This window comes from Dactylosporangium thailandense (assembly GCF_059739745.1).
Genome location: NZ_AP029195.1, coordinates 11823384 through 11844622 on the forward strand (window position 1 = coordinate 11823384; position 21239 = coordinate 11844622).

21 protein-coding genes and 1 pseudogene are annotated in these 21239 nt (G+C 74.0%); 12 read left to right on the top strand and 10 right to left on the bottom strand.

The features are described 5' to 3' along the window. Window positions 1–26 precede the first annotated feature (26 nt). The gene (locus tag AC6JBM_RS53210) at window positions 27–1298 is read left to right on the top strand and encodes an outer membrane protein assembly factor BamB family protein (protein WP_497981094.1); all 1272 of its coding nucleotides are present in this window, start codon (window positions 27–29) and stop codon (window positions 1296–1298) included. Here AC6JBM_RS53210 and AC6JBM_RS53215 read toward each other — a convergent pair. Continuing rightward, window positions 1287–1928, bottom strand: a complete 642-nt coding sequence (locus AC6JBM_RS53215) for an SGNH/GDSL hydrolase family protein (RefSeq protein WP_497981095.1) — start codon at window positions 1926–1928, stop codon at window positions 1287–1289. The two genes, AC6JBM_RS53210 and AC6JBM_RS53215, sit on opposite strands and share 12 nt — an antisense overlap. 85 nt (window positions 1929–2013) lie before the next feature. Further along, entirely contained in the window at window positions 2014–2499 is a 486-nt protein-coding gene (locus tag AC6JBM_RS53220) for an NUDIX hydrolase (RefSeq protein ID WP_497981096.1), read from the bottom strand. Window positions 2500–2618: 119 nt separating this feature from the next. On the opposite strand from AC6JBM_RS53220, the gene lgt reads away from it, so the two are divergent. Both lgt and AC6JBM_RS53230 read left to right on the top strand, forming a co-directional pair. Next, complete coding sequence (gene lgt, locus AC6JBM_RS53225; protein WP_497981097.1) at window positions 2619–3623, top strand: prolipoprotein diacylglyceryl transferase; 1005 nt, start codon at window positions 2619–2621, stop codon at window positions 3621–3623. Further along, the gene (locus AC6JBM_RS53230) at window positions 3623–4807 is read left to right on the top strand and encodes an FAD-dependent oxidoreductase (RefSeq protein ID WP_497981098.1); all 1185 of its coding nucleotides are present in this window, start codon (window positions 3623–3625) and stop codon (window positions 4805–4807) included. Before lgt ends, AC6JBM_RS53230 begins: the two co-directional genes overlap by 1 nt. Here the strand turns inward: AC6JBM_RS53230 and bsaP are convergent. Together bsaP and bioB are read right to left on the bottom strand one after the other, a co-directional pair. Then, window positions 4797–4976 carry a biotin synthase auxiliary protein BsaP gene (gene bsaP, locus AC6JBM_RS53235; RefSeq protein WP_350617172.1) on the bottom strand — a complete coding sequence of 60 codons (180 nt, stop codon included), beginning with the start codon at window positions 4974–4976 and terminating at the stop codon, window positions 4797–4799. The two genes, AC6JBM_RS53230 and bsaP, sit on opposite strands and share 11 nt — an antisense overlap. Further along, window positions 4973–5956 (bottom strand): biotin synthase BioB, encoded by a 984-nt coding sequence (bioB, locus tag AC6JBM_RS53240; RefSeq protein ID WP_350617174.1) that lies wholly within the window; start codon window positions 5954–5956, stop codon window positions 4973–4975. The genes bsaP and bioB overlap by 4 nt, the downstream gene beginning before the upstream one ends. A 105-nt stretch (window positions 5957–6061) precedes the next feature. Here bioB and AC6JBM_RS53245 point away from each other — a divergent pair, with 105 nt between their 5' ends. The 4 genes from AC6JBM_RS53245 to AC6JBM_RS53260 all read left to right on the top strand — a co-directional run bounded on the left by AC6JBM_RS53245 (window position 6062) and on the right by AC6JBM_RS53260 (window position 8953). Continuing rightward, complete coding sequence (locus AC6JBM_RS53245) at window positions 6062–7189, top strand: 8-amino-7-oxononanoate synthase (RefSeq protein WP_497981099.1); 1128 nt, start codon at window positions 6062–6064, stop codon at window positions 7187–7189. After that, window positions 7186–7935: a dethiobiotin synthase gene (gene bioD, locus AC6JBM_RS53250; protein ID WP_497981100.1), complete on the top strand. Its 750-nt coding sequence runs from the start codon at window positions 7186–7188 to the stop codon at window positions 7933–7935. Before AC6JBM_RS53245 ends, bioD begins: the two co-directional genes overlap by 4 nt. A gap of 146 nt (window positions 7936–8081) precedes the next feature. Beyond that, window positions 8082–8318 carry a helix-turn-helix domain-containing protein gene (locus AC6JBM_RS53255; RefSeq protein ID WP_497986735.1) on the top strand — a complete coding sequence of 79 codons (237 nt, stop codon included), beginning with the start codon at window positions 8082–8084 and terminating at the stop codon, window positions 8316–8318. After that, window positions 8261–8953: an IS30 family transposase gene (locus tag AC6JBM_RS53260; protein ID WP_497981101.1), complete on the top strand. Its 693-nt coding sequence runs from the start codon at window positions 8261–8263 to the stop codon at window positions 8951–8953. Before AC6JBM_RS53255 ends, AC6JBM_RS53260 begins: the two co-directional genes overlap by 58 nt. 1214 nt (window positions 8954–10167) lie before the next feature. Here the strand turns inward: AC6JBM_RS53260 and AC6JBM_RS53265 are convergent. Then, entirely contained in the window at window positions 10168–10800 is a 633-nt protein-coding gene (locus AC6JBM_RS53265) for a histidine kinase dimerization/phospho-acceptor domain-containing protein (protein ID WP_497981102.1), read from the bottom strand. Window positions 10801–10951: 151 nt separating this feature from the next. Between AC6JBM_RS53265 and AC6JBM_RS53270 the strand changes: the two genes are divergently transcribed. Next, entirely contained in the window at window positions 10952–11746 is a 795-nt protein-coding gene (locus tag AC6JBM_RS53270; protein WP_497981103.1) for an ArsR/SmtB family transcription factor, read from the top strand. 197 nt (window positions 11747–11943) lie between these two features. Here the strand turns inward: AC6JBM_RS53270 and AC6JBM_RS53275 are convergent, their stop codons facing one another. Next, a complete protein-coding gene (locus AC6JBM_RS53275) occupies window positions 11944–12786 on the bottom strand; it encodes a L,D-transpeptidase (protein ID WP_497981104.1) in 843 nt (280 codons plus the stop codon). Window positions 12787–12796: 10 nt separating this feature from the next. Beyond that, window positions 12797–14206 (bottom strand): MocR-like pyridoxine biosynthesis transcription factor PdxR, encoded by a 1410-nt coding sequence (pdxR, locus tag AC6JBM_RS53280; RefSeq protein ID WP_497981105.1) that lies wholly within the window; start codon window positions 14204–14206, stop codon window positions 12797–12799. A gap of 73 nt (window positions 14207–14279) precedes the next feature. Here pdxR and AC6JBM_RS53285 point away from each other — a divergent pair. Further along, window positions 14280–15476: pseudogene (locus AC6JBM_RS53285) on the top strand (APC family permease); the annotation flags it as partial. Between the two features lie 20 nt (window positions 15477–15496). Here the strand turns inward: AC6JBM_RS53285 and AC6JBM_RS53290 are convergent. The 3 genes from AC6JBM_RS53290 to AC6JBM_RS53300 form a co-directional block, all read right to left on the bottom strand. After that, the gene (locus AC6JBM_RS53290) at window positions 15497–15940 is read right to left on the bottom strand and encodes a DUF5709 domain-containing protein (RefSeq protein ID WP_350617188.1); all 444 of its coding nucleotides are present in this window, start codon (window positions 15938–15940) and stop codon (window positions 15497–15499) included. A gap of 74 nt (window positions 15941–16014) precedes the next feature. Then, window positions 16015–17373 (bottom strand): GH1 family beta-glucosidase, encoded by a 1359-nt coding sequence (locus tag AC6JBM_RS53295; RefSeq protein ID WP_497981106.1) that lies wholly within the window; start codon window positions 17371–17373, stop codon window positions 16015–16017. A gap of 18 nt (window positions 17374–17391) precedes the next feature. Then, window positions 17392–18687, bottom strand: a complete 1296-nt coding sequence (locus tag AC6JBM_RS53300; protein ID WP_497981107.1) for an ABC transporter substrate-binding protein — start codon at window positions 18685–18687, stop codon at window positions 17392–17394. 167 nt (window positions 18688–18854) lie between these two features. On the opposite strand from AC6JBM_RS53300, the gene AC6JBM_RS53305 reads away from it, so the two are divergent. From AC6JBM_RS53305 to AC6JBM_RS53315, 3 genes are read left to right on the top strand one after another with little or no spacing between them, the layout of a single operon-like run. Further along, window positions 18855–20051: an ROK family protein gene (locus AC6JBM_RS53305; RefSeq protein ID WP_497981108.1), complete on the top strand. Its 1197-nt coding sequence runs from the start codon at window positions 18855–18857 to the stop codon at window positions 20049–20051. Continuing rightward, complete coding sequence (locus AC6JBM_RS53310) at window positions 20048–20176, top strand: hypothetical protein (protein ID WP_497981109.1); 129 nt, start codon at window positions 20048–20050, stop codon at window positions 20174–20176. Before AC6JBM_RS53305 ends, AC6JBM_RS53310 begins: the two co-directional genes overlap by 4 nt. Window positions 20177–20201: 25 nt before the next feature. Further along, the gene (locus tag AC6JBM_RS53315) at window positions 20202–21239 is read left to right on the top strand and encodes a LacI family DNA-binding transcriptional regulator (RefSeq protein ID WP_497981110.1); all 1038 of its coding nucleotides are present in this window, start codon (window positions 20202–20204) and stop codon (window positions 21237–21239) included.

Sequence of the window (21239 nt, forward strand, 5' to 3'; positions counted from 1 at the left end):
GGCTTTCTTTCCGTTTTGTACCACACGTGCTCCTCCTGGCGGCCGTGTCCACCGCGCTGGTCTCCCTGCCCGGCGGGGCGGAGGCGGCCGGCATCGGCTACGGCTCCACCGCCGACGCCGACTGGCGGCAGGACGGCGGCGACCCCGGCCGCTCCGGTCACCAGGCGCTGACCGGTCCCCTGGACGCCGCCACCGCGAAGCACCTGCGTCCGGCCTGGGCCGCGCCCGCCACCCGCCCCGGCGAGCAGGTCGGCGGCGCGATCGTGATCGACGGCACCGTGTTCCGCTCGTCCGGCGGCCCGTCGGGGCAGATCCGCCGCTACGACGCCGCGACCGGGCACGACCTCGGCCCCGTGGCCGACGCCCCGGGCCTGGCGTTCGGGCAGCTGGCGGCGGCCGGGGACACGCTGCTCGTCGAGGCGGTCGAGCGCCCGGCGCTGCTGCGCACGCTGCGCGCGTACACCTTGCGGGGCGAACGGCAGTGGACCGTGGACCTGCCCGACCCGGTCTCGGGCGGCTTCACCGCGGCCGGCGACCTGATCCTGCGCGCGGCCGGCGACACCCTCACCGCGTACCGCACCGCCGACGGCTCGGCCGCCTGGACCGCCCCGCTCGGCGGCGAGCCCGGCTTCCACGTCCCGGTCCGGCTCGGCGGCCTCGTGCTGCAGGGCATCGAGCCGGGCGGCATCACGTCGATCGGCACCGAACCGAACACCGTCGAGATGAGCGGGTCCAACGGCACCCAGCCCGCCGTCGCGGCCTTCGACGCCGTCACCGGCGCCCAGGTCTGGCGGCGACCCGCGAGCGGCGCCGAGCTCGTGGCGGCCGGCGACGCCGTGTACGCGGTCGGCGAGCGCGGCATCTGCGCCTACGCCGCCGCCGACGGCGCCCTGCGCTGGTGCGACGCGCAGACCCTGGAGGCGCCGGTGCACGCGAGCCTCGGCGACGGCGCGCTCTTCGTCGTCGACGGCCACGGCGGCCTGGCCGCGTTCGACACCGGCACCGGGGCCCGGCGCTGGCGGACCTCCTACGGCCTCGGCGGGGAGGTCGACGCCTCCTACTGGGCCCCGGTGAACGGCGGCGGCGTCGTCTACGCGATGGTGTACCACTTCGCGGTCCGTGGCGGCGTGAGCACCCACCGCGTCGAGCTGATCGCGGCCGACACGGGCACCGGCCGGCTCATCCGGCGCCTGGAGATCGGCGTGGACGCCATGCGCGGCGAGGAGCCCCTGCTGCTGGCCGGCGATCACGTGTACTTCGCCGCCGTCCAGAAGCTCCACGCGTTCTCAGCCTCGTAGCGCGGCCCGCCAGGTGTCCCGGATCGCCTGAGCGCCCCACGCGTTCGGCTCGATGTGCCCGCACAGCCACAGCTCGCGGTTGGCCGGGTGCGAGTCGGGCCGGGTGATGTCGCCGGCCTGCGCGCCGTGCCCGAGGAACGCCGCGTGCAGGTCCGCGACGGCCGCGCCGTGCCGGGCCGCCGCCGCCCGGATCGCCGCGTTCATGGAGTGCAGCAGCGCCAGGCCCTCGTCGACGTCGGGCAGCCCGGCCCACGAGAGGTCCCCGGTGCCGTCCGTGGGGTCGTACACGGTGCTCACCACGATCCGCGCGCCGGTCGCGGCGAGGGTCGCCAGGGTCGCGTCGTAGTTCGCGGCGGTCGCCTCGACCGCGGCCGGCACCTTGTCGGGGGACTCGACGATCGCGGTGAGCAGGTCGTTGCCGCCCATCGTGATGGTCACCAGGGCCGGGCGCCCCGCGACCTGGCCGATCTGGCGGCGCACGACGTCATCGCTCGTCGCGCCGTCGCGCGCGAGCAGCTTCAGCTCGATGCCGAGGTCGTCGGCGAGCAGGGAGGCGGCGCCCAGTCCGGGCCCGCCCGCGTAGTCGTCGATCGACATCGAGTCGCCGAGCGCGTAGTACCGCGGGGCCATACCGAAGATCATCGCGGATGGGGGGCGCCGCGATCCAGAGGGCGGGGCGGCGGTCCCGGTCCCTCATGAAAACTACGGGAAAACTTCAGGCGTCGATGACTTCGGGCTCGGGGTCGCGCTCGAGCTCGCGGATCACGCCGGCCCGCCCGGCGGCGGCGTCGGCGAGCGCGGTGCGCGTCGTCGCGGTCATCGGCTCGGGCAGCGCGCCGGGGGAGTGCCACGAGAGCCGGCTGATCCGGCCGGGGGCGTTGACGGCCGGGCCGCCGCCGTCGAGCCGGCCGCGGAAGACGTGCACGAACAGGTCGGGGGTGCTGCTGCCACACCCGTCGCCGGTCAGCTGATACATGCCGAGCAGCTCGACGACCTCGGTCTCCAGGCCGGTCTCCTCGCGCACGTCCCGGATGACCGCGTGCACCGGGCTCTCCTCCGCGCGGATCTTCCCGCCCGGCAGTCCCCACAGCCCGTGGCCGCCGGCCTGCCGGCAAAGAAGAACGCGGCCGGCCGCGTCCTCGATGACCGCGGCGACCGCGCAGGTCACCTTGCTACCGTTACTCAGCGTTGAGTAGCTCATGTCCCGACTCTAGGCCGGCCTGCGCAGCGTCGCGAGACCTTCGCTGGTGGTGATCTCTCCAGGGTCTCCACCCGGCCCGGGCATCGCTTCCTGGCGGATCGGCGGTAGCGTGTGCACCCGTGAATGCTGCCCTCTCTCCGCTGGCCGAGATCCCGAGCCCGACCCGTGGCGTCTGGGACCTCGGACCGATTCCCCTGCGCGCCTACGCGCTCTGCATCGTGCTGGGCATCGTGGCCGCCTGCTACATCGCCGACCGCCGCCTGCGGGCGCGGGGCGCGCCGCCGTGGGTGATCCTCGACGTGGCGATCTGGGCGGTGCCGTTCGGCATCGTCGGCGCCCGGCTCTACCACGTGATCACGTCCCCGGAGGCGTACTTCGGGGAGAACGGCTCGATCCTCAAGGCATTCAAGATCTGGGAGGGCGGCCTCGGCATCTGGGGCGGCATCGCGGCGGGCGCGCTCGGCGCCTACATCGCGTGCCGCCGGATGAACCTGCCGTTCGCGATGACGGCCGACGCGCTCGCCGTCGCGCTGCCGGTGGCCCAGGCGCTCGGGCGCTGGGGCAACTGGTTCAACAACGAGCTGTACGGCAAGGAGACCTCCCTGCCGTGGGGCCTCAAGGTCTACAACTGGGACACCGAGCACGGCCGGGCGCTGGAGGCCGGCGGGCAGCCGATCGTCCTGGGCGTGTTCCAGCCGACGTTCCTCTACGAGTCGCTGTGGTGCATCGGCGTCGCCGTGGCCGTCTGGCTGCTCGACCGCAAGTACCGCTTCGGCCGCGGCCGCGCCTTCGCGATCTACGTGATGCTCTACACCGTCGGGCGCTTCTGGGTCGAGCTGCTGCGCATCGACGACGCGCACCACTTCCTGGGCATGCGCCTGAACAACTGGACGTCGATCATCGTCTTCGCCGCGGCACTCGTGTACTTCCTGCGCGTGCGCGGCCCGCAGGAGCACGTGACGTACGACGAGGACGGCCACATCACGCTGGTCGACCCGGACGCCGCCCCGGCCGGCGCCGGAGCCGACGAGGAGCCGCAGGCGGTCGAGGCGGCTCCCGGGCCCGAGGAAGAACCCGGGGAAGCGGCGAAGGAAGAGAAGGAAACCAAGGAAACGCAGGGCTGATGCGCACGGCGGTAGTGGTCGGCGCCGGCATCGGCGGGCTCGCCGCCGCCGGCGCGCTGGCCCGCTCCGGCTGGAAGGTCACCCTGCTCGAACGCGACGACCGGCTCCGGCCCGGCCGCGCCGCGCTGGTCCTGTGGCCCAACGGGGTCCGCGCGCTGCGGGCCCTGGGCCTGGCCGCCGGCCTGGACGGCATCTCCACGCCGGTCCCGCCCGCGGGCATCCGCCGGCCGGACGGCTCCTGGCTGGTGCCGCCGGCCGCGGTCACGACCACCGGCGACGTCGGCTCGCCGCCGGTCGTCGTGCACCGCGAGGACCTGCACGACGCGTTCATCGCCGGCCTCGGCGACCAGGTCGACGTCCGCAGCGGCATCGCCGTGCAGAGCGCCCGGGTGCGCCGCGACCGGCCCGCGGTCGGCGACGGCCGGGTGACGTTCGAGGCCGACCTGATCGTGGCCGCGGACGGGCCGGACAGCGCGATCCGGCGCCGGCTCGCCGCCGCGACCACCTTCGCCAGCGCCGGGTTCGCGGCGTGGCGGGCGGTCATCCCCTGGTACCGAGTCCCCGAGCTCCCCGCCGGCCTCCCCGCGCACGGCGAGCTCCTCGGCTCCGGGCAGCGCTTCGCCTACGCGTCGCTCGGGGAGCGCGGCTCGGCCGGCGGCTCGACCCGCGGCGGCATCTCCTGGGTCGCGACCGTGCCCGGCGCGCTGCGCCCCGAGCCGCCCGCCGGCCAGCTGGCCCTGCTGCGGCGCTGGTTCGCCGGCTGGCACGCGCCCGTCGCCCAGCTGCTGGACGCCACCGAGGCCGAGGACCTGGTGCAGGAGCCGGTCGGCGAGCTCACCCCGCTGCCGGACACGTTCGGGCCGGTGGCGGGCGCGGGCGGCTACGCGCTCGTCGGCGACGCGGCCCACGCCATGCCCCATCACCTGGCCCAGGGCGCCTCCCTCGCGCTGGAGGACGTGGCGACCCTGCAGACGGTGCTCGCGGGCGGGGCGGTGCCGGCGGCGCTGCAGGAGTACAACCGGCTGCGCCGTCCCCGGATTCTCCGGGTGCTCCAGCAGACCAGAAGAGCCGCGGCGGTGCTGCAGAGCCGCGGCCGGATCGCGGCCTCCATCGCCCGGGTGAACCCCCGCACGCTGGAGCGCGCCGCGGCCGCGGCGACCGAGTGGGGCGGCCCTACCTCGTGAGCACGCCGTGCTCGACGCAGGCGGCCGACCACCCGCTCGGCAGCACCTGGACCTTCATGCGGCGGCGGCAGTGGGTGCAGTACCGCGGCGGCTCGAGCGTCCTGGCCTGCGCACACGCGTCGTGGGAGCCGCCGGCCAGCGGCTCCCCGCACCGGTCGCAGTAGGTCACAGCGTCGCCGACAGGGCCTTGACCGGCATGCTCAGCTCGTCCAGCAGCGCCAGGTCCTGCTCGGGCGAGCGGCCGAGCGTGGTCAGGTAGTTGCCCACGATCACCGCGTTGACCCCGCCGAGCAGCCCGTCGCGGGTGCCGAGGTCGCCCAGGGTGATCTCCCGGCCGCCCGCGTACCGCAGCAGCGTCCGCGGCAGCGCCAGGCGGAACGCGGCGATCGCCCGCAGCGCGTCCTTCGGGTCGAGCACCGGCTGCTCGGCCAGGGGCGTGCCCGGGCGCGGGTTGAGGAAGTTCAGCGGCACCTCGTGCGGGTCGAGCTCCTGCAGCTGGATCGCGAACTCGGCGCGCTGCTCGACGCTCTCGCCGAGGCCGAGGATGCCGCCGCAGCAGACCTCCATGCCGGCCGCGCGGACCATCCGCAGCGTGTCCCAGCGCTCGTCCCAGGTGTGGGTGCCCACGACGTTCGGGAAGTAGGACTTCGCGGTTTCGAGATTGTGGTTGTACCGGTGGATGCCCAGCTCGGCCAGCCGGTCCACCTGCGCCTGGGTGAGCATGCCGAGCGAGGCGGCGATGTTGATGTCCACGGCCGCGCGGATCGCCGCGACCCCGTCGGCGAGCTGCGTCATGAGCCGCTCGTCGGGCCCGCGCACCGCGGCCACGATGCAGAACTCGGTCGCGCCCGTCGCCGCGGTCTGCCGGGCCGCCTCGACCAGCGAGGGGATGTCGAGCCAGACGGCCCGCACCGGCGAGGCGAACAGGCCCGACTGGGAGCAGAAGTGGCAGTCCTCGGGGCAGCCGCCGGTCTTGAGCGACACGATGCCCTCGACCTCGACCTCCGGGCCGCACCAGCGCATCCGCACGTCGTGGGCGATCGCGAGGTATTCCGGCAGCTCCTCGTCGGCGCAGGTCAGCACCGCGAGCACCCCGTCGAGGTCGAGGCCCTTGCCGGTGTCCAGCACGGCCTTGGCAGCATCAAGCATGCTCGTACCTTACAAATCGTTCGGGTCGCCTGTCCGTACCCGATGACTTTGTGCACACCGCACAATCGGTATCGTAGGGGTCCTACAACGGCAGGGGGAGTCCCGGTGGAGTGGCTGACCGCGCTCGATGAGGAGGCCGCGGCCCGGCGGGCGGCCGGTCTGCGCCGTGAGCTGCGGCCCCGCGCCGCCGATCTGCTCGACCTGGCGGGCAACGACTACCTCGGTCTCTCCCGCCACCCGGCGGTGCTCGCCGCCGCCGCTTCCGCGTTGTCGCAGTACGGTCTCGGCGCCACGGGTTCGCGCCTGGTGCGCGGGACGACCGCGCTGCACGAGGAGCTGGAGGACGGCCTCGCCTCGCTGCTCGGGTTCGAGTCGGCGCTGGTGTACTCGTCCGGCTACCTGGCCAACCTCGGCGCCGTGCGCGCCCTGGCCCGCCCCGGCGCGCTGATCGTCTCCGACGCCCACAACCACGCCTCCATCGTCGACGGCTGCCGCCTCGCCCGGGCCGGCCGCGACGGGACCGAGACCGTGGTCGCCCCGCACGCCGACCCCGGCGCCGTCCGGGCCCTCCTCGCCGCGCACCCGGGCCGCCCGGCGCTGGTCGTGACCGAGAGCGTTTTCTCCGTCGACGGCGACCTGGCACCGCTGCCCGAGCTCTACGAGGCCGCCCGCGCCCACGGCGCCCTGCTGCTCGTCGACGACGCCCACGCCCTCGGGGTCATCGGCCCCCGGGGCGCCGGCGGGGTCGCCGCGGCCGGCCTGGCGGGCGCGCCCGGCCTGGTGGTGACCGCGACCCTGTCGAAGTCCCTGGGCGCGTCCGGCGGCGTGATCGCGGGCCCGCCCCAGCTGCACCGCCAGCTCGTCGACACCGGCCGCACCTTCATCTTCGACACCGCCCTCCCGCCCGCCGTGGCCGCCGGCGCCCGCGCCGCGCTGGACCTGCTCGCCGGCGGCGACGACCTGCGCGCCGAGCTGCGCGCCCGGGCCGCCCGCGCGGCCGAGCGCCTGGAGGTCCCCACCCCGGCCGGCGGCGTCATCTCGGTCGCGGCCCCCGGTCCGGACGAGGCCCTGGCGTGGGCGCAGGCCTGCCGAGAGCGGGGCGTGGCGGTAGGCTGCTTCCGCCCACCGTCCACACCGGACGGACGTTCCCGCCTGCGCCTGACCGTCAACGTCGGCCTCGCGCCCGAGGCCTTCGACGAGGCGCTCGACATCATCCTGAAGGAACGCCCTTGAACGCCCCCCTGGACGCCCTGTTCGGCGAGGAGATCCCGGGCCCGCTCACCGGCCCGCTCGTGATCACCGGCACCGACACCGGCGTGGGCAAGACCATCGCGACCGCCGCCATCGCCGCCGCCGCCACGGCCGCGGGCCAGCGCGTCGCCGTGGTGAAGCCGGCCCAGACCGGCACCGCCGACGGCGACGAGCCGGACGCGATGACCGTGGCCCGCCTGGCCGGCCCGGACACGACCCGCACCCTGTCCGAGTTCCCGGACCCGCTCGCCCCGCTGGCCGCAGCCCGGGTGGCGGGCGAGGACGCGCTCACGGCGGTCATGGCCCAGCTGGCGATCCGCACCGTCGTCGAGGACCATGACGTGACCCTGATCGAGGGCGCCGGCGGCCTGCTGGTCCCGCTCGGCGAGGGCGGCTGGACGATCCTGGACCTGGCCGCGGCGCTGCAGGCCACGGCGATCGTGGTCGCCCGGCCCGGGCTGGGCACCCTGAACCACACGGCCCTCACCCTGCGGGCCCTGGCCGAGCGGGAGATCCCGGCACTGGTGGTCTTCGGCACCTGGCCGGCGGAGCCGGAACTCGTACACCGCACGAACCTGCACGACCTGGACGGCGACCTGGCCGGCGCGATCCCGGACGGGGCGGGGGCGATGACGCCGGAGGTCTTCCGGCGGGAGGCCCTGCACTGGCTGGACGCACGCTTGCACGGCCGCTTCGATCCGGTGGCGTTCCGCTCGCATAGCCGCTGACGTGTTCGCGCGAAAAGTCGGGCGCTGCGCGCCGCGACTTTTCGGATATTTCGCCTGTGCCCGGTTTCAGAGGGTCGTTGCAACACCTGACTTGATCAGGGGTTGTCGTGTTCGAGATTCGGGAGAGTCGTCGCCTGCAGGGGTGTATGCCGAGCTCGTTGGGCTGGGTGTGCGGACGGGTGTGGCGTGTCGGTTGGTTGGGGTGTCGGCGCCGGTGGTGGTGTCGGCTGGGTTCTTGTCGCCTTGAGGAGCGGGTCGTGATCGGTGACCGGTTGCTTGCGGGTGTGTCGCAGGCGGCGGTCGCGGTGGAGTTGGGCCGGCCGAGGTGCACGGTCAGCCGGGAGATCGCCCGGAACCGGGACCTGGACGGCGGCGGCTATTAGCCGTTCGCCGCGCAGCAGCGCGCCGCCGGGCCCGGCCCAAGACGCCGAAGCTGGCCGGGAACCCGGTCCTGCGGGATCTGGTCCGGGACCTGCTCGCCTGCCGGCACAGCCCGGCGCAGATCAGCGCCGGCTCCGCCGCCGAAGCCGACGACCGCGCGATCCCCGGGCACTGGGAAGGCGACCTCATCATCGGCAAGGACGGCCGGTCCGCGATCGGCACCGTCGTCGAACGCGCCACCCGCTACGTGATGCTCGTCCACCTCGGCGACCGCGGCCGCAGCGCCGAAACCGTCCGCGACGCCCTCCTCGACACCGCCGCCACCCTTCCGAACCACCTTGAAACGATCCCTGACCTGGGACCAAGGCGCAGAAATGGCCCTACACCACACCAGTTCAGCATCGCCGCGGACATGTCCGTCTACTGCTGCGACCCGCACAGCCCCTGGCAACGCGGTTCCAACGAAAACACCAACGGGTTCCTGCGCCAATACTTCCCCAAAGGCACCGACCTGGCCGGCCACAGCCCCGAACACCTTGCCGCCGTCGCCGCCGAACTCAACGGCCGGCCCCGCCAAGCCCTCGGCTGGGACACCCCAGCCGAACGCCTCACCCGAGTCCTAGCCGCCACCAGCTAACACTCCGTGTTGCAACGACCCCTGGAAACCGCCGTGCCCGGTTTCAGCTTCAGGATGCCTTTGCCTTTGCTTCGCTGGGCGGTCGGAGGCGCGGGCCGTCGTTGGTCGCTCAATGAGTAAGCGTGGTCCAGCGGCGTTGTTGCCCACTGGGCATTCCTCTCGGCCGTTGTGAATGTGCCGGGTTCGTGCGGGTCATCATTCGGTGGTCCCGGTTCAATATGTTCGCCATTTGTGCAGTGGCCTGGTCCGGGATCGTTGGATCGGTCGTACTCTGGGATAATTCTTGGTATGGGGCAGATGCAGTTGTTCAGTTCTCGGGAATTGGCTGCTATGCGGGATCGGACGAAGGCCCGGAATTGGTGGCCGGGGAAGGATGAGTTTCGTCGGGAAGCTCAGCGGCGGCGTGATTGGGGTTTGGTGCGGCGGCATGCGGAGAAGCTGCGCCGCATCCATGGAACTGCGGAAAACGCCCCGGCACAGGCGCAACCCGACGCAACCCGGCCCGCCGAGGAAAATCCCGCCAGCGTCTGCTCCGAGCCTGCCGCCACTGTTCCTCCGGCGCAACAATCTTGCAGGCCGCAGCCGCGCGATTGCACCGCCGAAAGCGACCAGGAAACAGCCACCCGCACGCGGCCGGTCCGACCCGAATCAGCGGTACCGATCCGGATGGCAATCGATTTCGACCTCACTTTGGCCACGGCTCGGACCAGCGTGCCGCACGACGGCGCGCGAGCACGGGTCGGGGCACTGTCGATGTCGCGTGCCGGGAGCGCCCGTCGACGGCCCCGCGATGCCCGACCGCCGACGCGGCCCGTGGTGCTCGGATGCGTGCCGTGTGAGTCCGGAGTCCAGGCAGGGCGGCGTTCGGTCGCCTATGCGGATGCGGCGCGTGGCGGCGTGCGGCGCTCGGACGTGTGCGTGAACGGGGCGTGTGGGGGCGTGCGGAGGCGCCCAGCGCTCGGATCCCTGCGTGCACGCGGCGTGGAGGCGCGCGGTTCGGCCGCCTGCGTGGATGGGGTGCCGACGGGAGCGTGCCCGTGGACGCGGCGTGCAGATCAGACGCCTGCGGGGCGGCAGGGCTTGCGGCGCTCGGACGTGTGCGTGAACAGGCGCGCTTAGCGCGAACAGCGCTCGCGTGAATGGTGCACGTGAAGGCGTCAACGCGCCGTGCTCGTGGAAGAGCGTGCCGGATCCGCGCGGAGAAGCGAGCAGCATCAGCGCGGCGACGGGGCCAAGACCGAGGACGGCAGTGACAGCCGGAACGAGGTGTCGTCCAAGCGCAAGTCTCCGCCGCACAGGTTCGCCACCGCCCGTGCGACCTGGACGTCCGGGGCCGGCTTCGGGGGTGTGTCGCTCGGGCGTCGCTGGGGGGCTGCCGACGTCAGTTCGCCCGCCGGCACGATTCGGGCGTCGAGGCGGATGGACGGGTCGCGGCGCAAGGTTATCTCCACGTGGGCGCGCGGCGGTGCCGCGATCGTCAGCCACAGGACGAGCTGGCCCACGAGGTGCCGGCAGATCATCTCGTCCACGGCGACCCGGGCGGTCTCGGGCGCGTCGGCGTGCACGCTCACCGCGCCGGCGACGGCCACACGGCGGGCCAGGTCCACGGCGTCGCGTACCACGGCCACGAGGTCTGTCGCGCCCTCCCGGGCGGGCGGGGTGGTGGTGGTCGTGGAGGCCAGGGGGAGCACGACGCTGTCGACGTACCGCTCCAGCCGCAGCGCGTTGCGATCGATCGCGTCCAAGCATGCCGCGCCATCGCCGGGGCCGTCCGGGGGCAGGTCGTCGCGCAGCAATCGGGTGTACGCCTTGATCGAGGTCAGCGGCGTGTGCAGCTCATGGCGCATGCGGGCCGCCGCATCATCACCGGTGGTGAACACAGAACGTCAAACCGGGTGCGGCACCGCGAAGGTTCGCCCAGTCACTCGTTCGCGTTGACAGGCAACCAAATGGCTGCCTAACATGGGCAACCGAAAGGCTGCGTATTAGGGTGCGACGGTGACTGATGTGTTCCGGGCGCTGGCCGACGAGAGCCGGCGCGCGCTGCTCGACCGGCTCAACCACGCCAACGGGCAGACCCTGCGCGAGCTCTGCGCGGGCCTGGACATGACCCGCCAGTCGGTCAGCAAACACCTGGCCGTGCTGGAGGAGGCCGGCCTGGTGACCACGGTCCGCCGGGGCCGGGAGAAGCTGCACTACCTCAACGCCGCCCCGATCAGCGACATCGCCGAGCGCTGGATCAGCCGCTACGACCGGCGGCGGGTCGACGCGCTCGCCGACCTCAAGAAGGCTCTGGAGGGACCATCGATGAGCAGGCCCGAGTTCGTCTACACGACCTACATCCGCACCACGCCCGAGCAGCTCTGGAAGGGCATCACGGACCCCGCGTTCACCCGGCGGTACTGGGGGCTGGCCTTCGAGACCGACTGGCGCCCCGGCTCCGTGATGACCTGGCGGCTCGACCGCAACGACACGGTGCTCGCCGATCCCGAGCAGGTGGTGCTCGTCGCCGACCCGTTCACCCGCCTGTCGTACTCGTGGCACAGCTTCACCCCCGAGTGGGCCAAGGCCTACGACATCGACGAGCGCTACCTCGACGAGGTCGCAGGGGAGCCGCGCTCGAAGGTGACCTTCGAGCTCGAGCCGCGCGGCGAGCACGTGAAGCTCACCGTGACCCACGACGGCTTCGAGGAGGGCAGCGCGGTGCTCCCGGGCCTGTCGGAGGGCTGGCCGGAGCTGATCGCGAGCCTGAAGTCGCTGCTGGAGACCGGCGAACCCCTGAACACGGCATGAGATACCGCTAAATCATGAAATGTCCGATATGTCGCGGCGCGAAGCGCCGCGACATATCGCCTCCCCGAACGGTCCCGCGCAAACTCAAGCACATGACTCGGGTCCGCAGTGGTGCGGACCGTCGCTCCCGCCAGACACCGCTCGGCGCTGGCGCGCCGTCGCTGCCAGGTCCGCCGCCGGTCACCCCGATCTGATCCCTACGGGAGCACGACCACCGAGGTGCCCGAGCCGATGTTGTCCAGCAGGGTCTTCTGGGCCGCCGGCGGCATCCGCACGCAGCCGTTGGACTTGCGGTAGCCGAACTCGTTGCGGTACCAGGCGTGGATGCCCGTGTGCGCGTCGGCCAGCCCGCTCGCGACGGCCTTCTTGTCGTCCGGCACCGCGCCGAGGGCGAGCACGTCCAGCCCCGCGTACACCTTGCTCGGCTGCGCCGAGCGCCCCAGCACGAAGGTCCGCCCGAGCGGCGTCTCGGTCGCGGGCGCGCCGACGGTCACGGTCCACGTCTGCTGGGCCTGGCCGTCGCGCACCCAGGTGAGCGTGTAGGCGCCGCGGTGCACGACGATCTGGTCGCGCAGCGGGGTGGTGCTCCAGCCGCCCGGCGGCAGCCAGCCGATGCTGCGGTTCATCGACGGCAGCAGCACCGCCACCCAGCCGTCCTGCCGCGCGACCACCGGCATCACGAGGTTCACGCCGCTGATCTGCGGGGTCAGGTACGCCCGCGCCGTGCCCCCCACCCCGTCGTACACCGGCTGCTTCTCCCGCACCTGCAGCCCCTCCGTCAGCGGGACGGTCGAGGCCTGGTCGGGGTCGGCCGGGAACCCGGTCGCCGCCTGCGTGTAGGTGATCGTGGTCAGCCCCGCGGCGGGCAGGGCCGCGCTCGGCGGCGCGGCCGACGGCGCCGGCGAGGACGGCCCGGCCACGAGCGTCGTCGGGTCCGGGGCGGCCGGCGTGGCGCCGGGGCCGGCCTGGTGGTGCTTGGCGGAACACCCCGTGAGGGTGATCGCGAGCGCGGCGAGGACGACGGCGCGGCGGGCGAGCATGGGTATGAACTTAGCGGCTCAGGGCCGCCGCCGTGTCGGTCAGCCGGTCCAAGGCGGCCGGCAGATCGGCCGTGGCGATGGCGCCGAACCCGATGGCGAGCCCGGGATCGTCGGCCGCGGACGCGTAGAAGTGCGACAGCGGCTCCACGGCCACCTCCGCGGCCCGCAGCGCGCGCACGAGCGCGCCGACGTCGGCGGGTCCGGTGCAGCGCAGCGCCAGGTGCAGCCCGGCGCTGGACGGGACCGGCGCGAACCAGGGCGCCAGCGGCCCGGCGGCGGCCTTGACCACGAGGTCGTGGCGGGCCGCGTACACCCGGCTGACCTTGCGCAGGTGCCGCCGCAGCAGCCCCTCGTCGATGAACGCGGCGAGGGCCGCCTGCGCCGCGGGCTCGCCGTGCCAGTCGGCCAGGGCGCGGGCCGTGCGCAGCGCCGGGCGCAGGGCCTCGGGCGCGACCAGGAAGCCGAGGCGCAGCGACGGCAGCAGCGTCTTGGAGAACGAGCCGACGTAGATGACCCGGCCCGTGCGGTCGAGGCTCTGCAGCGGCTCCAGGGGCCGGTCGGAGTAGCGGAACTCGCTGTCGTAGTCGTCCTCGACGATGGCGGCGCCGTGCTCCTGGGCCCAGGCCAGCAGCGCGGTGCGCCGCGGAAGCGACATCGCGGTGCCCAGCGGGTGCTGGTGGGAGGGGGTGACGTACACCAGCCGCGCCGCCGCGGGAATGCGCTCCACGACGATCCCGTCGGCGTCGACCGGCACCCCGGCGACCCGCGCGCCGTGGCCGCGGAACAGCCGCCGGGCGGGCCGGTAGCCGGGCTCCTCGACCGCGACGACCGCGCCCGGCTCGACGAGCACCCGCGCGACGAGGTCGAGCCCCTGCTGCGCGCCCGCGGTGATGATCACGTCCGCGGGGGCGGCCCGCACCGAGCGCGACAACCCGATGTGCCGGGAGACGGCCGCGCGCAACGGCGGCAGCCCGGCCGGATCGTCGTACTCCGCGGACGCCCGCACCGAGCGCGCCAGCAGCCGCCGCCAGGTGGCGAGCGGAAACAGCGACGCATCGGGGTGCCCGATGCGCAGGTCGAACCGGGCCCCGGGAGTGGGGGACGCGTCGGGCGGAATCGCCAGGAACCGCGGCGTCGGCCGCAGCGGGCCGGCGGGCGCGCGGCGGGAGAGGGCGGGCGACCCGCCGTACGACACGAACGTCCCCGCCCCCGACCGCCCGGCGAGGAATCCGTCCCCGACGAGGCGGTCGTAGGCGGCGGCGACCGTGTTGCGGGCGACCGACAGGTCCCGGGCCAGCTCCCGGCTCGGCGGCACCCGCTCCCCGGGCCGCAGGCGCCCGTCGAGGATCGCGTCGCGCAGCTGCCGGTAGATCCGGTCGGTGCGGTCGCCGCGGCCCTCCAGGCTGATGTGCAGGTCCACCGGCTTTGGCCCAATCGATCATGCGCGGAATTGGCCCTTCAGCGGGGCCAAATCCGACCCTAGCGTCGGTGGCATGCTCACCGTCAAGCAGGGCGCGGCACTGTCCGTCGGCGCGGTCCTCGGCACCGGCGTCATCGCCCTGCCCGGGCTCGCCGCGCAGGTCGCCGGGCCGGCGTCGCTCGTCGCCTGGGTCGCGCTCATCGCCCTGTCGGCCCCGCTCGCGCTCACCTTCGCCGCCCTCGGCGCCCGCTTCCCCGACACCGGCGGCGTCGCCTCCTACGCCGGGCGCGCGTTCGGCCCCCGCGCCGCGGCCGTGGTCGGCTGGGCCTTCTACTTCGCCGTGCCGGTCGGGGCCCTGCCCGCGGCCACGTTCGGCGGCGCGTACGTCACCGCCGTCCTCGGCGGCGGCCAGCGCACGACGCTGCTGACCGCCGCGGCCCTGGTCGCGCTGGTCACCGCGGCGAACCTCGGCGGCGTCCGGCTCAGCGGCCGCTTCCAGCTCGGCCTGGCCGCGGTCCTGGTCGCCCTGCTGCTGGCCGCGATCGTCACCGCCCTGCCGCACGCGGACCCGGCCAACCTGCGCCCGTTCGCCCCGCACGGCTGGGCCGCGATCGGCCCGGCGATCGCGGTGCTCGTCTGGGGGTTCGCCGGCTGGGAGGCGCTCACGTCCCTGGCCGCCGACTACCGCGACCCGCGCCGCGACGTGCCCCGCGCGACCTGGATCGCGGTCGCCGTCGTCGGCGTGCTGTACCTCGCCGTCGCCGCCACCAGCCAGCTCGTGCTGCCCGAGCCGTCCGACGCGCCACTGGCCGACCTGCTCGCGCTCGGCTTCGGCCACGGCGCCCGGGCGCTGACCGCCGTCGTGGCGCTGCTGCTGACCGCCGGGGCGATGAACGCGTACTTCGCCGGCGCCGCCCGCCTCGGCGCCGCCCTCGGCCGCGACGGCGGGCTGCCGGCCTGGTTCGGCCGCGGCGCCGGCGCCGGCCAGGTGCCCCGCCGCAGCCTCGCGGTCGTCGCCGCCCTCGCCGCCGCCACGCTCGCGGTGGCCGCCGCGACCGGGCTCGGTCCCCGGCCCCTGATGCTGCTCACGACGGGATCGTTCGTCGTGGTGTACCTGCTGGGCACCGCCGCCGCCGTGAAGCTGCTCCCGCGCCGGTCCGCGGCCCGGCGCACGGCCGCCGTCGCGCTGGCCTCCGTCGTGGGCCTGCTCGCCCTGACCGGCGCCTACCTGCTGTGGACGGGGCTGGTCGCGGCGGCGGCCCTCGCCTACCAGGCCGCCGCCGCGCGCCGTCAGAGGTCGCGGTCGTCCACGATGTGCATGGCGGCCTCCTCGGCCGAGGCCGCGCCGCCGTCGATGCCCACGTCGGAGCCGATCTCGTCCTTCTCCTCGTCCTCGCCGACGCCCTCGTCGGGCGCGACGAGCCGCCCGGCCCGCCGGTCGCCGACCTCGCCGCCGTCGAAGAACTCGCCGGACTCGGTGGTGCGGCCGTAGTCGTCGAGGTCCGGGCGGGTGGACGGGTCCGGCTCCTCCTGGCGCAGCCGCTGGTCGAGCGACTCACCCCGCTCGGCCTCGGCCTGGGTGACCCCGAACGCGGTCACCCCACGCGGCTTCTCCGGCGGCGAGTACCCCTCGTCGAGGGAGTCGTCGAGCCCGCGGTCGGACAGCGTGTCCTCCGCGGACAGCTGGCCCTCGTCGTCCGGATCCGGATCCCAGCTGTCGGTCTGCTGCGTCATGTCGAAGTCCCCTCGAAGGCGTCTGATTCGGGCGCTGCTTCGTCCTCTATACCCAGCGGCGCCCGAATCCGAGCCTAGATCACGGCTTCGCGTGAACGCTTGTGCGCGGCGATCAGCTCCGCGTACCGGTGCCCGCTCGCCTTGATCGTGCGCGCCTGGGTGTCGTAGTCGACGCGGACCAGCCCGAACCGCTTGTCGTAGCCGTACGCCCACTCGAAGTTGTCCAGCAGCGACCACGCGAAGTACCCGTCGACCGGCGCCCCGCGCAGCACCGCCTGCCGCACGGCGTCCAGGTGCCCTTCCAGGTAGTCGGTGCGCTCCTTGTCCTGGATCTCGCCGCCGGCCTCCACGGTGTCGTGCCAGGCCGAGCCGTTCTCGGTGACGAGGATGCTCGCCGGGCGGTAGGTGCCGGCCACGGAGACCAGGATGTCCTCGAGGCCCTTGGCGTACACCTCCCACGGCATCGCCGTCTCGAGCGACCCGGGCACCGGGATCTGCCGCGCGAACGGCGCCGTCCCGGCCGGGTCGTCGACCACGATCTGGCGGAAGTAGTAGTTGACGCCCAGGAACTCGGTCGGCGACGCGATGACGCCGAGGTCGCCCTCGCGCACCGGCGGCTCGACGCCGTAGCACTCGACCATGTCGGCCGGGTAGCCGCGGCCGAACACCGGGTCGAGCCACCAGCGGTTGGTGTGCCCGTCGGCGCGCACGGCGGCGGCGACGTCCTCGGGCCGGTCGCTGCCCGGCTCGATCGGGCTCAGGTTGAGCACGATGCCCACGTTCGGCGCGAGCCGCGCGTTCGCCCGGATCGCCTGGTTGACGAGGCCGTGGCCGAGCAGCACGTGGTGCGAGGTGTGCACGGCCCGGGTGAGGTCGCGCTCGCCCGGCGCCATGCGGCCCTCGAGGTGCCCGATCCAGGACACGCACAGCGGCTCGTTGACGGTGTTCCAGTCGGCGACCCGGTCCCCGAGCCGCCCGGCCACGATCGCGGCGTAGTCGGCGAAGGCCAGGGCCGTGTCCCGGTTCGGCCAGCCGCCGGTGTCCTGCAGGGCCTGGGGGAGGTCCCAGTGGTACAGCGTCGCGAAGGGCCGGATGCCCTCGGCCAGCAGCGCGTCCACGAGCCGGTCGTAGAAGTCCAGGCCGGCCGCGTTCACGGCGCCGGTGCCGTCGGGGAGCACCCGGGGCCAGGCGACCGAGAAGCGGTACGCGTCGAGGCCGAGCCGCCGCATGAGCGCCACGTCCTCGGGCCAGCGGTGGTAGTGGTCGCACGCCACGTCGCCGGTGTCGCCGTTGTCGACGTTGCCCGGCGCGTGCGAGAAGGTGTCCCAGATGGACGGCTTGCGGCCGTCCTCGGCGACGGCGCCCTCGATCTGGTAGGCGGCGGTGGCGGCGCCCCAGATGAAGCCGGGCGGGAGTGCGGACAGATCCAGCACGGGGCGGTTCTCCTCAGGTCAGATCTTGCCTTCGGCCGAGCTGAGCTTGGCCTTGATGGACTCGGTGGTGACCGGCTTGCCGGCCGCCGCGTCGGCGAACAGCTCCGCCATCGCCGTGCCGACGAGGGTCTCGAACCGGCTCTCCTCGGGCACCTGCGGCAGCGGGGCCGCGGTCGAGTTGAGCACCTGGAAGAGCACTTCCTGCTCGGGCGTGCGAAACGCCGCGTCGGAGTACGCCGAGCGCACCGACGGCAGCGAGCCGTAGGCCTTGTTCAGGATGATCTGCTCCCGGTCGCTGGTCATGAACTCGACGAAGTCCAGCGCGCCGGTGAGGTTGCGGGTGTGCTTGTACACGGCCATGTTGATGCCGGCGACCATGCTGTTGATCCGCACGCCGCCGGCCTTGTACGGGTCGGCGAGGAACGGCACCGGGGCGACCCCGTACTCGTCGGGGTTCATCCCGGCCTGCTGCAGCGACGGCCCGGCCGCCTGCCACAGCAGCATCGCGGCCTTGCGAGCGGCGAAGTCGGCCCGCGACTCGTTCTTCGCGTAGCCCGCCCCGGCCGGGTCGACGATGTGCTCGTCGGCCATCAGCCCGACGTAGCGCTTGATCGCCGCGACGTTCTCGTCGGTGTCGAAGGTGGGGCTGCCGTCGCGGGCGAACCACTGCCCGCGGTACTGCTGCGAAAAGGTGAAGGCGTGGTGCGCGTTCTCGGCCGGGTTGCCGCCCTCGATCGCCAGGCCCCACTGCCCCTTCGCGGGCTTGGTGAGCCGCTTGCCGTCCGCGACCAGCTCGTCCCAGGTCTTCGGCGGGCTCGCGATGCCCGCGTCGGCGAACATGCGCTTGTTGTAGTACAGCGCGTAGGACAGCGAGTACAGCGGCACGGCCGACGGCGGCGTGCCGGGCGCCCCCGCGGCGGCCAGCGCGTTGGGCACGAACCGGTCCCGGCCGCCGACCTTGTCCAGGGTCCGGCCGTCGAAGGGCACGAAGGCCCCGGTCGCCTGCAGCGAGGCCGACCAGGTGTTGCCGATGTTCACCACGTCCGGCCCGCCGTCGTCCTTCGTCGCGGCCATGAGCCGGTCCAGCAGGTCCGGCCAGGGCACCACCTCGAGCTTCACGTGGATGCCGGTGCGCTGCTCGAACTCGTCCAGCTGCGGCTGCAGGGTGGCCCGGTCGAAGTCGAGGCTCGGGCCCTGGTTGCTGGCCCAGTAGACGAGGGTCTTCGCGTCGGCCGCGGGGTCGTCGCACGCCGCGACCGACCCGGATAAGAGGGTCAGGGCGGCGAGACTGAGGATGGCGCGTCGCAGCGGCATGGCGGGGCCCTTCTCGACAGGAGGGGTGGCGGCGGTGTCCCTTATCTATCGAGACGCAATCTATCGAGACTTAATTTATGTCGTCATTTAAATGGTGCTCAGATCGTGCGTCAAGGTCTCTGCCCTTAGAGTTGCCAGCGCGGGCGGCGACGACGACGGGGGCTGGCGTGCAGGTCGAGCGGGCGAGCAATCGAGGAGTACGACTCCGTAACCGCTCCGCCCTGCTGACCCGGCTGTTCCTGGAGGGCCCGCTCACCCGCCAGGACCTGTCCCGCCGCACCGGCCTGAGCCAGCCCGCGGTGAGCAACGTCGTGAGCGACCTCATCGACGACGGGATCGTCGAGGAGGCCGGCGCCCTCGAGTCCGACGGCGGCCGGCCCAGCATGATGCTGCGCGTCGACCCCGGCTTCGCCGTCGTGGCGGGCGTCGACGTCGGCGAGACCCGGGTCCGCGTCGAGCTGTTCGACCTGGGCCTGCGCCGGCTCGCCGAGCACGACCACCCGATCGAGCCGGGCGGGACACCGCCGGAGGCCGTGGCCGGGCACATCCTCACCGGGCTGCACACGGTCGCGGCCGGCCGCGAGGTGCTCGGCGCCGGGGTCGGCGTCTCCGGGATCGTCCAGCAGCGGCCGGAGGGTGCCCTCGTGCACGCGCAGACGCTCGGATGGGACGCCGTACCGCTGGAGGCGCTCCTGCGCGCCGGCACCCGGGTGCCGCTGCACCTCGAGAACGGCGCGAAGACCCTCGGCCAGGCCGAGATGTGGTTCGGCGCCGGCCGCGGCCACCGCCACGCCGTCTTCGCCCTCCTCGGCTCCGGGGTCGGCGCGGCCGTCGTCACCGGCGGCACCACCTACCGCGGCGCGTCCAGCAGCGCGGGGGAGTGGGGCCACACCACGCTCGTTTACGGCGGCCGCCCCTGCCGCTGCGGCTCCGCCGGCTGCCTGGAGGCCTACGCCGGCGCCGAGGCGATCCTCGAGCGCTACCGCGAGCGCTCCGGCCGCCCGGCCCCCGGCGGCGACGAGGAGTCCCGGCTCACCGCCCTGGCCGCCGCGGCCGCCGCCGGCGAGCCCGACGCCCGCGCGACCCTGGACGAGACCGCCGACTACCTCGGCGCCGGCGTCGCCAACCTCGTCAACCTGTTCAACCCGGAGCTCGTCGTCCTCGGCGGCTGGGCCGCGCTGGCCCTCGAGGACGTCCTGCCGCGCATCCGCGCCTCCGCCGGCCGGCACGCCCTGCGCCAGCCGTTCGCCCAGGCCCGCATCGAGCTCGGCCGGCTCGGCCTGGACGCGGTCGCCCTCGGCGCGGCCACCCTGCCGATCGCGCGCCTGCTCACCGGCGGCGGGGTCGGCCCGCTGGCCGGGTGACCCGGCTCGGCCGGCTCGCGCGCCTGCTCACCGGTGGCCGGGCTCGGCCCGCCCGCCACGTGACCCGGCTCGGCCGGCTCGCGCGCCCGCTCACCGGTGGCGAGGCCGGCCCGCCGGCCGCGTGACCCGGCGAGTATCGACGCAGGCGACTTGATCGATGCCGGTATCGTGCGCGTCGTGGTCCAGGACGCGCGCAGGCGCCGGGGAATGCGCGACGTCGCGGCCGCGGCCGGCGTCTCCGTCAGCACCGTCGCCAACGTCCTCAACAACCCCGCCGTCGTCGCCGAGGCCACCCGCGCCCGGGTCGAGGCGGCGATGGACGCCATCGGCTTCGTCCGCAGCGCCCCCGCCCGGCAGCTGCGCGGCCTGCCCAGCCGGCTCGTCGGCTCGATCACCCTCGACCAGAGCAACCCGTTCTACGCCGAGCTCAACCGCGGCATCGAGGACCACCTCGACGAGGCCGGCTGCATGCTGCTGGCGTGCAGCACCGACCTGAGCCCCGACAAGGAGCTGCGGGCCCTGCGGCTGCTGGAGGAGCAGTCCCCGCGCGGCGTCATCATCACGCCGACCGGCGAGCAGCCGCAGCGCCTCACCGCGGTCAGCTCCCGCGGCACCCCCGTCGTCCTGCTCGACGCCCGCCAGGCCGGCACCGACCTGTGCGCCGTCGCCGTCGACCACGAGCTCGGCGGCCGGCTGGCCGGCGAACACCTCATCGGCCTCGGCCACCGCCGCATCGCGTTCGTGACCGCCGGCCCCGACATCGAGCCGGTCCGCCAGCGCCGCGACGGCCTCGCCGCGGCCTCCCGCGGCGCGGGCCTCGTCGAGCTGCGCATGGCCCCCGCCGGGTTCGCCGAGGGCACCGACGCGGTGATCAGCGCCCTGCTCGACCGGGCCGACCCGCCGACCGCGGCCGTCTGCGTCAACGACGTCGTCGCGCTCGCCCTCATCCGCGGCCTGGAGGCCCGCGGCCTGCGCGTGCCCGGCGACCTGTCCGTGGTCGGCTACGACGACCTGCCCTTCGCCGCGCACGTGCGCCCCGCGCTGACCACGATCGCCCGCCCGATCCGCGAGCTCGGCCGGGTCGCCGCCGAGCTGCTGCTCTCCGAGGACGCCGCCGGCCACCGCCACCGGGAGCTGGTCTTCCGGCCGCGGCTCGTCGTGCGCGCGACGACCGGGCCGATAGGCTGA